At 46.1% G+C, this 12,551-nt stretch carries 11 protein-coding genes and 1 tRNA gene; 2 read left to right on the forward strand and 10 right to left on the reverse strand.

The window, feature by feature from the left end; translation table 11 throughout:
- Nucleotides 1-13 precede the first annotated feature (13 nt).
- The 10 genes from G5574_RS16140 to G5574_RS16185 form a co-directional block, all read right to left on the reverse strand.
- Nucleotides 14-1,267: an efflux RND transporter periplasmic adaptor subunit gene (locus G5574_RS16140; protein WP_164482877.1), complete on the reverse strand. Its 1,254-nt coding sequence runs from the start codon at nucleotides 1,265-1,267 to the stop codon at nucleotides 14-16.
- Complete coding sequence (locus tag G5574_RS16145) at nucleotides 1,257-2,738, reverse strand: TolC family protein (RefSeq protein ID WP_244964639.1); 1,482 nt, start codon at nucleotides 2,736-2,738, stop codon at nucleotides 1,257-1,259. The genes G5574_RS16140 and G5574_RS16145 overlap by 11 nt, the downstream gene beginning before the upstream one ends.
- Nucleotides 2,728-3,972: an ABC transporter permease gene (locus tag G5574_RS16150; RefSeq protein WP_164482878.1), complete on the reverse strand. Its 1,245-nt coding sequence runs from the start codon at nucleotides 3,970-3,972 to the stop codon at nucleotides 2,728-2,730. Before G5574_RS16150 ends, G5574_RS16145 begins: the two co-directional genes overlap by 11 nt.
- A gap of 2 nt (nucleotides 3,973-3,974) precedes the next feature.
- On the reverse strand, nucleotides 3,975-4,688 hold the full coding sequence (locus G5574_RS16155; protein WP_133745511.1) for an ABC transporter ATP-binding protein: 714 nt from the start codon (nucleotides 4,686-4,688) through the stop codon (nucleotides 3,975-3,977).
- A gap of 146 nt (nucleotides 4,689-4,834) precedes the next feature.
- The gene (locus G5574_RS16160; RefSeq protein WP_110267927.1) at nucleotides 4,835-5,287 is read right to left on the reverse strand and encodes a flagellar protein FlhE; all 453 of its coding nucleotides are present in this window, start codon (nucleotides 5,285-5,287) and stop codon (nucleotides 4,835-4,837) included.
- Between the two features lie 359 nt (nucleotides 5,288-5,646).
- Nucleotides 5,647-7,215 carry an ABC transporter substrate-binding protein gene (locus G5574_RS16165; RefSeq protein WP_164482879.1) on the reverse strand — a complete coding sequence of 523 codons (1,569 nt, stop codon included), beginning with the start codon at nucleotides 7,213-7,215 and terminating at the stop codon, nucleotides 5,647-5,649.
- 129 nt (nucleotides 7,216-7,344) lie between these two features.
- Complete coding sequence (locus tag G5574_RS16170) at nucleotides 7,345-8,013, reverse strand: MarC family NAAT transporter (protein WP_054634575.1); 669 nt, start codon at nucleotides 8,011-8,013, stop codon at nucleotides 7,345-7,347.
- Nucleotides 8,014-8,025: 12 nt separating this feature from the next.
- The gene (locus G5574_RS16175; protein WP_006121820.1) at nucleotides 8,026-8,661 is read right to left on the reverse strand and encodes a hypothetical protein; all 636 of its coding nucleotides are present in this window, start codon (nucleotides 8,659-8,661) and stop codon (nucleotides 8,026-8,028) included.
- Nucleotides 8,662-8,842: 181 nt separating this feature from the next.
- Complete coding sequence (locus G5574_RS16180; protein ID WP_006121821.1) at nucleotides 8,843-9,334, reverse strand: YjjA family protein; 492 nt, start codon at nucleotides 9,332-9,334, stop codon at nucleotides 8,843-8,845.
- A gap of 517 nt (nucleotides 9,335-9,851) precedes the next feature.
- Nucleotides 9,852-10,397 carry a hypothetical protein gene (locus tag G5574_RS16185; RefSeq protein ID WP_164482880.1) on the reverse strand — a complete coding sequence of 182 codons (546 nt, stop codon included), beginning with the start codon at nucleotides 10,395-10,397 and terminating at the stop codon, nucleotides 9,852-9,854.
- A gap of 623 nt (nucleotides 10,398-11,020) precedes the next feature.
- Here G5574_RS16185 and G5574_RS16190 point away from each other — a divergent pair.
- Nucleotides 11,021-11,105, forward strand: a tRNA-Leu gene (locus tag G5574_RS16190).
- A gap of 163 nt (nucleotides 11,106-11,268) precedes the next feature.
- Nucleotides 11,269-12,540, forward strand: a complete 1,272-nt coding sequence (locus G5574_RS16195; RefSeq protein ID WP_164482881.1) for a tyrosine-type recombinase/integrase — start codon at nucleotides 11,269-11,271, stop codon at nucleotides 12,538-12,540.
- Nucleotides 12,541-12,551 lie beyond the last annotated feature (11 nt).

The following is a 12,551-nucleotide window of genomic DNA, read 5'->3' on the forward strand; positions in this document are numbered from 1 at the left end:
TTAACGCTATAATTTAATTTTTAAGTAAGACCTCGCCAGATTCCAGTCCAAAAACTTCAATCCCGGCTGAAACACTTTTTCCAGTTGTAATTGGTCTTTTAACAGGTGATGAATGGGGGGCATTACGGTACAAAACGTAAGCATTACCATCATTGTCTCGCATAATTGCCTGAGGAGGTACAGCTATACCGTGTGGATTTGAATAAACAAGCACTTCCAGCGTTGCGCTCATGCCTAATTTAATTGAATTTATTTTTTTTATCTGTTCTGGAGATAAGGAAACGGTTATTTCGTATTCAACTAACCCTCCTGAGTTTTGATCACTACTGTTTTGGAAAGCAATTCGGGTTATTTTACCTTGACGGGAAACGTTTCCAAACCCTTCCCCCGATACTGTCACTGGCATGCCCTCTTTAAGCAAAGATATATCACTTTCTTGAACATGAGCCAGTACTTTAAAATTTTTTAGGCCAGTGATTGAAAAAACAGGATTGCCTTGTGATATATGCTGCCCTGATTCTACAATTACGCTTTTGTCACCTCCAAAAAATTTGGCGGGAACAATTACGCCATCGAAAGGAGCCCGAACCTGGTAATTTAAAGCCATATTTCTAAGCGATTCATAGAGGGCTTGAGCGTTAAGGAAAGCGATTTCAGCAATTTGTAGTGAATCTTTATCGGCTCTTGATTCAAGAGTGGCCAGATCTTCCCTGGCATTTTTTAAGTCTTGATCTTGCGTCTGGATTTGAAGACGTAGATTGTCAACCTCATTGCGTGCAACAATACCTCTGTCGTAGAGTTCTGTCGTTTCTTTCAAATTTTTACGGCTATTGTTTAGTACTGCTGTTGCTATGCTTACCTGTCGTCTCAGGCGATGAACTTCTGGATCTTGATCCCAGTTCTTAAGTCGTACGACTTCCCGTTTAGTTTTAAGAAGTTCTGAAAGTGCGTTCCTGATCTGAATATCAAGCTCTAACGTTCCCATAGTAAAGAGCATATCGCCAGCTTTAACGCTATCTCCAGCCTGAACGTTTATTTTTTCAAGGACACCGTCAAAAGGTGCACTAAGCGTCTTTTGTTCAACAGCTTCAACATGCCCTATAAGGCCTAGAGTATTCGTCAGAGATCCCGGTGCAATCGGATACCATTGTTCTGCGGTTTGATGTGATTCATCAGGCGTTTTAGAAAAGTATAAACAAGCCCCAATCACGCAGGTGCAAATAACCAGAGACCAAAGTTTCCAGTTTTTATTAAGATTATGGCTCATTTCTTTCTTCATCTTTTAGTGATATATGCCAGCTTTGAAGAGTGGTACCAACAATTTCATCCAATTCTGTAAGGGCGTTTTGGTAACTGATAGATGCATTCAGTTTGAAGTTGTTTGCGTTACGAAGATCATTCTCATACGAAATTATTTGGAAGTTTGTGGAACGCCCTACCAGTAATTTTTCTCTTTCAATTTTTACTTTTTCAGCAGTCAGCCTGTAAGCGCGTTGAGCTATCTCGTACTGTTTCCATTTAGTATTTATTGTGTTGACTGCATTGAGAACATCTTCTCTTATTTTTTGTTGCATATCTTCTGTGCGGAGTTTATTTATTTGCATTGTCACGCTTGTATCAATAAGCGTTTTTCTTGTTGAAAGATCCCCTACGGGTATTTCAACTTGTACCCCAACATATTTATCCCACGTTTTTTCAGGACTTGAATCTCCCGCATGAGATCGAATTTGACTTGCGCCAGCAACAAGTGATATATCCCATAACTGTCCATTTCTGGCAAGCAAAACATTGATATCTGATTTTCTGTTTTCAATCAACTGACTTAAGTAAACGGGCTGGTTTTTTTTAGCAACACTAATTGCTTCATTAATATTTATACTTGCATAAGCAGGATCAGCATTTTCAGATACATCGATAGGCGTATTTAAATCAAGTGCCAAGAGGCTAAGTAAACCGAGACGAGAAGTTTCATAGTTATTTCTGGCCTCCTCCAGAGATAACTCTTGATTTGCAACATCCGCTTCTGTCTGAACAACCTCGAATCGAGCCATTCTTCCTGCTTTTATTAAAGCCTCGTTGACCTGTGTGAGATTTTTTGCTCTGTCCAATGACTCTTGAGCAATATTAATTTCTTCCTTCGATCTCAAAAAATTTCTGTAGGCCACAACGATTTGTGTAATTTTGTGAGACAGAGTCGATTTAAGAGATAAACGGTTTTGCGCCTCGGTCATCCTTGCAAGCTCTCGAGATGCGGTGGTAACGTCTTTCCCTGCATTTTTAAGTAAGGGTTGGATTACAGTAAAGCTTGCACCGTCATTGCTGAATGAGTTCTGCGTATCAGATTTTCGGTCTTGATAAGCCCATCCAAGGCTGAATCTCGTTCCATAAGGAGTGAGCAATGTCGCAGTCGGTCCAATCCTGTTTTGGCGATAACCATTCTCATCATTTTCACCGTTAAGATATTCTCCAGTAATAGTCATCTTCGGTGTAAAACTATCCTCGGCAACCCGAAGATCGAATTTTTGAGAAATCCTTTCAAGGTAGGCACTTTGAATATCTCTGTTATTTCTTAAACCGATTGCAATGGTATCAATTAAATTTAGTTTAATTTTATTTTCAGGTGTTGAGAGCGAACTTTCATTTGCACCATGTGAAGATTGCGCTGAGATATTTGAGTAGGCTGAGTTAACTGTAAATGCATATATCATGGCAAGAATAAGAGTATATTTACGCATCATTAAGCGCTCTTACAGGTTCTATTTTAGATGCATTCATTGCTGGATAAAGTCCAAAAAATAATCCAGTCCCGAGTGAGCTGGTTACGCCAAGTATGAGAGAGTAGGGCGTAATAATAAAATGAGACCATACAGAAAAGTAAAAAAATATAAGTGAACTAATGATTCCACATACGCTTCCAACTAAAGCCCCTGCCGCGCTAAGGATGAGAGCCTCGAGAAGGAATTGTATGGTTATATCGAATGGACGAGCACCTATTGCAAGTCGTATACCTATTTCTTTTTTTCTTTCGGCTATATTCATAAGCATAACATTCATGACGCCTATACCACCGGCTAACATTGAGACGCCGCCTATGCATATCAGTAACCAACTAAAAAGCCCGGTTTGCTGTTTCATACCATCAATGAGTGATTCGGGGATCTGAATGTTAACCGACAGTCCATTTTTCAGTTTTTTTAAATAATTACTGATATTTTTTCCTGTATCTTCTGCAGAAGATTTTTCTTGATATACCATCATAATTGCAGAAAATATTGGCCGATGAATTACTCTTTTCATACCTTCAACAGGCATAACCACGGCATCATCGATGTTGAAAGGGAAGAGATAATTTTCACCCTGTCTTTTCAAAATGCCAACTATTTTGTACATATAGTTTCCAATAACTATATTTTCACCCGTATTTAAAGAGGCATAACCCGCGCGATGAGCGACATTATAACCAACAAGGACGTAAGTATTGTCTGAATCTTCATCCCCCAAAAAACGACCCGAGGTTAGTTTTAACTGCATTATTTTTGCGAGTTCGCCACTTTCACCAATAACTAATGAACCTATGATCCGGCTGCCATATTTTACTTCAGATGAAGTGAAAATCACTCCACTCGCACTTTTTATATCTTTTAAAGCGCGTAAAAGCGAAGATGGATTAAATTCTCGAGGTGTAAGACCTGCATTAAACTTTCCCGGGGAAGGTTGAAGGTTGGCTATAATGAGATTACTGCCCAATCCTTTAAAAACTTTAATCGATTCTGCCTGCGCCATGCTTCCCATATTTATCAAGGCGGTTACAGCACAACAACCAATAGCTATTCCAGCAAAAGCGAGTACAGCTCTGCGTCCAAGGTAACGAATGTTTTCGATTGCAGAAAAGAAGTGTTGTCTTGGCGTAGGGCCATACATTCCACCATCCGTGAATTTTTCAAAAAAGTGGGGCCATCTAAAAAATTGCATTTTTATTCAAATACTTTTCCGTTGAGTACATTCAGGCGTCTTTTCATTTTACTCGCAAGAGCATCATCATGTGTCACCATAATCAGCGTTGTATTTTGTGATGCATTCAGCGACAGAAGAAGATTAGCAATCATATCTCCTGTTTTACGATCAAGGTTTCCAGTGGGTTCATCCGCGAGCAAGAGTATCGGCTCTCCAACAAGTGCTCTTGCAATGGCTACTCGCTGACTTTGTCCTCCAGATAATTCGTGTGGACGATGATTTAACCGATTTGAAAGGCCAACCAGTTCAAGTTTATCTTTCGCGCGAATAAAAGCTTTCTCTTTACTAATACCCCGATAGAGAAGCGGTAAAGCAGCGTTCTCAAGGGCGTTAAGACGAGGAAGTAGATTAAAATTTTGGAAAATAAATCCAAGCAGGCGATTTCTTAATACTGCCCGTTCGTCAGGAAGGGCTGTAGATGTGTCGTAGCCGGAAATAATAACCTTCCCTTTAACAGGCTTTTCGAGCAAACCAATAAGGTTAAGTAGTGTACTTTTTCCTGCACCTGATGGTCCCGTTATAGCACAGGTTTCACCACGATGAATTGAAAGAGAAATGTTATTTAAAATGGTTGTAGCATCCGACTGTATCCCATAAGCATAGGTTATTTCTTTTAGGCGAATTGCTTCAGCGGATGCAAAAACTGATTCGGGCAACTTTTCTGCGATGTTCATACTTTATAACTTTGCAAATTAAAACAATCACAGGACTGAATAACCAGGAGCATTGGCCTTAAATCCATTTTTACCCATCAGAAATAGTAATAACGCAATCAGTGATGGCTGCTATCACTGATTGCGTTTACCAGGCACAAATAAATTTATTTGCTTGATGTATAGTTGACGCTTAACTGCGATACACCATTTCCAGTAATGGTTCCGGTTGCTCGGTTACTACTGACCATGTAGTACAGAAACAGTGGATTTCCAGCAGGTTTACCCTTGAAAAAAGTAGTCGACCCTGATTTAGCTGAGGAAACATCAGTGCAGTTTATGGTAGAGCCCTGGCACAACTGGACAGTTAAGGTACCACGACTCCCCACGTCTGACTGACCAAGTGAGTAATCATAATATATTTCTGTCAGTGTGGCATTGCTAACCGGGATAGCCCCCGATGGGATTGGAAAATTGAGCGTGTACCAGGTGTTAGGTGCACTGACGGTCATAGGGCGGTTTGCCTGCGTACTGTAGGCACCATCCACAGCATAGGCTGCCTGTGAAGCCATTCCCAGAACCAACCCTGCCATAACGAGTGTTTTCATGCTTTTTTTCATTAGCTTCCCTTGATTGTTATCATCATTTGTAAGAAACGATAAATTACATCAAGTTTCATGAATGACAAAATATATTAATGTTATTTTTTTATTAAATTAAGCTCTTTTGGAGGTTGTTTCGTAATCATTTTTCAAGGTAATCATGACCTGCGTCCATCGTTAAAGAGCGTTGTATAAATTTACATGATGGTTTCAAAGTGGGGAGAGATAAAAATCTGATAAGGAAAACAACCTGTCGTCTCTCAACAAGATCTGTGCGGCTTAATGTTGAAAGAACCTGATGAAAAGTCAGTCATGCGTCAAGCATAGCCAGCGGGGCGGCAGCCGTCAGTAAAGATTGCGTGCTGCCGCCCGGAAATTTACTTCTGCACCTCTTCAAAATTCAGCAGCGTCACGCCAATGCCCTGCTGGGCGTGCGTCACGTTCTTGCGCAGCGCGACCTGCACCTCGCCCTGCAGCATCACCACGTAAGGCGAGTTCTGCTGAAGCTGCTGTTGCAGCGAGACGTAATCGGCCCTGCGCTTCGCGGCATCGCTTTCTCCGGCGGCTTTGCGGGTCAGGGCGCTCAGCTCCGGAATATCCCAGCCCACGCGCCAGGCCAGCGTTTTGCTGCCGTTTGGCACGTTATAGGCGAAGGTACTGGCGTTAGTGTTCGGGTCGATATAGTCCGCGCCCCAGTAGGTAAAGATGGATTCGAACTGACGGCTGCGCATCTTGCTCCACAGCTCGGATTCCGCCACTGGCTGGATATCCAGATTCACCTCGGCTTTGGCAAAGCTCGACTGCAGCGCCTGGGCAATGTCGATATACGGCGGCTGATTCACCACCGACAGCGCGATATGCGCGCCAGGCTTAATGCCGCCTTTGGCTAAAATCGCTTTGGCCTTCTCGACATCGTAGTGGAACGGTTTGGTCTCCAGCGCGCCGTCAAAGCCCTGCGGCAGGAAGCTCTGGTGTACACGATATTGCCCCTTCAGCAGCTGATTCGCCAGGCTGTCGTAGTCTACCAGCCAGCGCGCCGCCTGCCATAAGGCCGGATTACCCAGCGCAGGCTGCTGCGTGCTTTTGGTGTTAAAACCCAGGTAGTAGATCAGGCTGGAAGGAAAGGCCTCGATGTGCACATTGGGATCGCTTTTCAGCGAGGCCAGCTGATCCGGCCCCAACTGATAGGCCGCATCCACATCGCCCTGCTGGATCAACAGCCGACGGGTGCCCGGATCGGCCACGCCTTTCAGCAGCACCCGTTTCAGGTGCGCTTTCTGCGTGCTGTTGGGATTGGCCTCCAGCACCAGCGCCTGCAGGGGCACGAACTGTTTGATCGCATAGGCCGCGCTGTCCGCCGAGTGGGTTTTCAGCCAGCCGTTGCCGTAATCATTACTGGCGGCATGCGACTGCGCCAGCTTGCTGTCGACAATGGAGGAGACCGGCGCGGTCAACAGGCGCAGGGCCAGATCCTGGCCGATTTGTGCCGGCCAGCGTAGCTCCAGTTGATGATCGTTGATCACGGTGAACTGCTGGTCGATGTTCTCTGGCGTCCAGCCAAATTCACTCAGGATAAATGAGGGCGCTTTGTTCAGCTTCACCGCGCGGGTAAAGGAGAACACCACATCCTGCGCCGTTAACGGATTGCCGCTGGCAAAACGCGCCTGCGGATTCAGGTCGAACACCAGACTGTTTGGGGTTTTACCCGGCTGCCAGCGCAGCGCCGCCAGCGGGGACAGCTTCTGCGGATCCTGATGGTCCGGCTCCAGTAACGTCTGGTAGATGTTGCGCAGGCTGCTGTTGCTGACGGTTTCAAAGCTTTCCGCCGGGTCAAAACTGATAATGCCGTCCAGCGGCACGGCGACCACGAACGTATCTTTGGGCGTTGCCGCGTGGGCGGCTGAGGAGAGAGCAAGGGCGGTAAGCAGGAGCAGCGGTTTGCGCATGGCGGTTATCCTTAATGATTGATAACCCTACTGTAACCCGCGCCAGAGCAGGTCAAAATGCCGGTTTGTTCTGAGCTATGCCAGTTTCGTCTTAGCTGATAAGCCGCCCGTTAAGGGCGGCTCAGATCGTCAGTGGAAGGTGTGAATCACTTCCAGTACGCCGTTGATAATGAACTGCACGCCCATGCACACCAGCAGAAAGCCCATCAGACGCGATATCGCCTCGATGCCGCCTTTGCCCACCAGGCGCATAATCGCCCCTGAACTGCGCAGGGAAATCCATAAAATCACGCTCACCACCAGGAACGTCAGCACCGGCGCGACGTTAATAACCCAGGCCGGAAAATCCACCCCGCTGCGCACGGTAGACGCCGAGGAGATGATCATCGCGATCGTCCCCGGCCCGGCGGTGCTCGGCATCGCCAGCGGCACAAAGGCGATGTTCACCGGCTCCTGCGCGGTTTCCAGCTCATCGTGCTTGTGTTTGGCTTCGACCGAATGGCCCACCGGCTTCGCCGGAAACAGCATCCGAAAACCTATAAACGCTACAATCAGCCCGCCCGCGATGCGCAGCCCCGGAATGGAGATGCCGAACGTATGCAGCACCGCGCTGCCCGCATACCAGGCCACCATCATGATGGCGAACACATAGATACTCGCCTGCAGGGCCTGACGGTTGCGCTCCCGAAAATTCATCTCACCGGCCAGGCCCAAAAACAGCGCCACGGTGGTGAGCGGGTTGGCGAGCGGCAGGATCACCACCAGCCCCAACCCGACAGCTTTGATTAACTCCAGCATGCCTTATTCCGCTTAGTGTTTAGGCCGTTCCAGCGCTTCCAGCAGCTCCGGGAAGAAGTCTTGCAGGATTTCCGGCGTCATCAGCTCCGGGTACTGCATCAGGTGCTCGCGGATGCGTTCGTTCACGTCCGGAATCAGGCGCTGTGCCGCATCGCTGGCGCTGATTTTATGCTTCTTCATGCTGCGCAGCAGGTCGGCGGGCAGGTTGTCTTCGTCTTCGTTGTCTTCCACCATCTCCAGCGCATCCAGCTCGTCGAACATCTCCATTAACGCTTCGGTTTGCGGCGTGCGGGATTCATATTCGCGCGGGTGTTCTTCGGCCATGTAGCGCAGCATCAGGCGCATCGGTGTGCCATCCGGGGATTTAGGTGGTTCGGCGGCGAACCAGGTCAGCAACTGGTGGATGGTGACCTGATGGACGTGATAACCGTTATCCACCAGTTCGTCGGCCAGCAGCTCAGCGCTTTCGTTTTCAATCAGGCAGATATGCGTGCGGTTGGGATCGTACTCTTCGAGCCACTGGTAGATCTCTTCGATCACGCCATCGTCGTACTCGAACTTTTTGTTTACATAGCTCCCTTCTGACGCATTTACGCAGGCTGTGATCAGGTCTGGATCGAAGTAAATTGCGATGTTGATACCTTTCATGCGTGCCGTCCTGTTCAAATCCAAAACATCACTATACCGCTCAACGCATTAGGAAGGAAAACTTATGACTTAACGTGTTGCGATACAAGATGATACAGACAGCGGGCGGGGTGCTGACAGGCGGTAAACAGGCGGAAGGCAAGGGCGATAAACCTGCCAGCGCGGGGCTGGCAGGCGACGGTCAGGAGATAAAGTTTTTACCCTGCTTCAGCACCACGTCACAGGCTTTGGTTTTGAGCTTCTCGCCCATCGGCGAGTTGCTGAGGCTTTGCAGGTTCAGCTGCTGGCCATTGCCGGTGTTCAGCAGCCCGGCGACGCCCTGGGTGTAATCCGGTTTCTGCTCCTGCGCAGCGGTGGTATTCAGGCCCAGTTTGCTCAGCACCTGGTCTTTTACCGACTGCACGTTGTTTTTCACCACGTTGTGCTCCACGCAGTACTGCATCACGCCGGCGGCATTGGTCATGCTGTTGGCGCTCATGGCTTTGTCGTTGCTGTTCAGCAGGCTGGTAATGGAGGACATCGACAGCCCGCCGTTCTGCTGACCTGCTGCACCGTTGTTTTGCTGGCTGAGCTGGTTGGCGGCACTGCTCAGTTGATCCTGCCAGCTTGCGGCTGACGCATTGCCCGCCAGCAGCAGGGCTGCCAGGGCGCAGGCGATATGGCGCTTTTTCATTTCGACCTCGATTGGGTTTAGTGCTTCGTGTTGCTAAGAGGCGGTGCGGATGAGAAAGTTCCGACGGAATGGTGAGGGGAAGGCGGTTTGGGAGGATTCTGGCAGTGGGAGAGTAGTGTTATTGATGAAATCGCTTTGGAAAAACATTTGATTCGATTGTTAAGAAGTTTACCGATCTGGCTTCTTAAGTCGTGGATGTAGTCTGAATCATTAAAGAGATTCTGTTAAGCACGATGTAGCTCTACTGATATGTCATCGCTCTGTACCTGGAGCAATTAAGGTTTTAATGCCTGCTCACAGATAAATAAAACAGGGCAGGGGGGCCTACCCATAGATGCCAGACATTTAAATGCTTCTATACTCTTAGCCAGGAAGTGGAATACGTCTGCCCCACAATGAAGTACTAAAGATAGCCAATATATTTATCATAATAGATTGAGAACTTTATCCAGTAACCTTTAAAATCTATAATCATCGAAAAAAAACAGAATCATTCTGCAATTCTGATTGCAGAATTTTATTTTCTTTTACTATCCTTTATACAGTCGGTGTATCTCTGTTTTTCGTAATGTTCTTGTCTTGCTATCATTCGTTGTTGGTTTATTTTTCCTTGTTCTTCAGACCATTTATGGTCGAGTCGGTCTAATTCAAATATTCTATAAAAATCCTCACTTGTTGCATTCAAATCTCCTTCTTTGGGTTTTTCGTCTTCATAACTTATAATACAAGGATCACGTTCAATTTTATCTATTACTTCAGCTAACTCCATGCGCGCAAAAAGTTGATCGCTTTCCGGATTAGTATAATCTATCATACCTTCGCCCTTCAGCATCTCAATAAGGTTTTCTGCTTCACGCTCAGAGAGTTCACCATCTGCCATAGACTTTTTAATAACAGGCATAATGCGTTTCATAGCGGCTCTGTTACTTGGGTTTTTTAGAAAGTACACTACAGCATGGTAATTTGCAGGCGTTGTTTCTCTCGGAAGTTCAGCTGAAAATGAGCACGGTGCTTGAGTTAACGTTATGGCACAGGCCAGAAGTGATTTAGGTAAAAATTTCATTTTTTTTCCTTGAAAGTAAACAGATTCGTCTCAGAGATTTAAATATGTGAAAAAGAGTTTTTTGTCGTCGAAATGATAGTTGTTAAGCAGAAAAAGGGCATCGAGACATTATAAAAAGCATTTTTAACATACTTTCGCATAAACTGCTTTTAGTTTTTACTTATTTATAATAAAGAATGAATAGAGGCAAAGCAGACAATGCATTTGCTTCATGATAAGGCCTTTCCTTGAAGGTACTTGCTTAGAATTGAAAACGTTGATGAGAGTACTACCTGTGTGCTTTCGATGGCGTTAACTACTATAGTTTTGTGCTGTGTTTTAGGCAGGTAGCGGGGCGACTGCCATCATGATGGATTTACGCATGTAGTAATTACCACAGAGGCTGCAAATTTTGTAAGAGCTGACTTGGCTGCGTGTTCTTAAGCTGATGCGAGTTGCATCAAGCGTCCAGACTACTTCATCTGTTGACTCTGTAGAGGTTTCAATCACTCTTTTAAGGAAAACTGGAATGTAATGATGATTCCGCGTGTTTTTTCACCGCTTAGTGCACAACACAGCGGAATTGGGTTGCGTGCTGGGCACGTAAAGGTATAATCGCCAACGTTTTCCGCATCCTCTTCAGTGCCGAAGTGGCGAAATCGGTAGACGCAGTTGATTCAAAATCAACCATCGAAAGATGTGCCGGTTCGAGTCCGGCCTTCGGCACCATTAGTACTTCCAAGATCATCCGAGAAAGTCCAATTATCCCTTAAAAATCAATGCTTGCAGCGATTTTTATGTCCTGAGTCGTCCGAGGTTGTCCGTTGAAATCCGGATGCCGTTGGGGGCATAATTGGGGACATCTTAACTTCGATTAGAAATGTGCCCCCAAATGAAGCTCAACGCCAGACAGGTAGAGACCGCAAAGCCAAAAGACAAAACCTATAAAATGGCCGACGGCGGCGGTTTGTATCTCGAGGTTTCGGCTAAGGGTTCTAAATACTGGCGCATGAAATACAGACGGCCCTCTGACAAAAAAGAGGATCGCCTCGCTTTTGGCGTTTGGCCCACAGTGACGCTTGCTCAGGCTAGGGCAAAACGTGATGAAGCTAAAAAGCTGCTAGTGCAGGGTATTGATCCAAAAGCCGAACAGAAAGAAGCTCAGGCCGAGAATTCGGGGGCATACACTTTTGAAACCGTTGCTCGTGAATGGCACGCCAGTAACAAGCGCTGGAGTGAAGACCATAGAACGCGCGTTCTTCGCTATCTTGAGCTTTATATCTTTCCTCATATCGGTTCGTCTGACATTCGTCAGCTCAAAACTAGCCACCTGTTAGCCCCGATTAAAAAAGTTGATGCGAGTGGAAAGCATGACGTTGCGCAGCGCCTGCAACAACGCGTCACAGCCATAATGCGTTACGCAGTACAGAACGATTACATCGACTCTAATCCAGCCAGTGATATGGCCGGTGCGTTATCGACAACCAAAGCACGACACTATCCAGCTTTACCATCTAGCCGTTTCCCAGAGTTTCTTGCACGTCTTGCTGCATATCGTGGCCGTGTAATGACACGGATCGCGGTCGAGCTTTCCTTACTAACTTTTGTGCGTTCCAGTGAGTTACGTTTCGCGCGTTGGGATGAGTTTGACTTTAATAAATCACTTTGGCGCATACCTGCGAAACGGGAAGAAATTAAGGGCGTGCGTTACTCTTACCGTGGCATGAAGATGAAAGAGGAACATATAGTTCCTCTCAGTCAGCAAGCAATGATTTTATTAAGTGACCTGAAGCAGATTAGCGGTGATAAAGAACTGCTTTTTCCGGGTGACCATGACGCAAATAAGGTAATGAGTGAAAATACCGTAAACAGCGCATTACGTGCAATGGGCTATGATACTAAGGTAGAGGTTTGCGGACATGGCTTTAGGACGATGGCACGTGGTGCATTAGGTGAGTCTGGATTGTGGAGCGATGATGCAATAGAGCGCCAACTGAGCCACTCGGAGCGTAACAGTGTCCGCGCTGCGTATATTCACACCTCCGAGCATTTGGATGAAAGAGTATTGATGGTGCAGTGGTGGGCAGATTATTTGGATTCTTTAAAAAAAGAATATTTAACACCTTATGATTTTTCAAAAACAAGGAAGTTAAATAATAATTAATTTTATATAAA

It is taken from the genome of Pantoea stewartii (assembly GCF_011044475.1).
In the GTDB taxonomy this organism is placed as follows: Bacteria; Pseudomonadota; Gammaproteobacteria; order Enterobacterales; family Enterobacteriaceae; genus Pantoea; species Pantoea stewartii.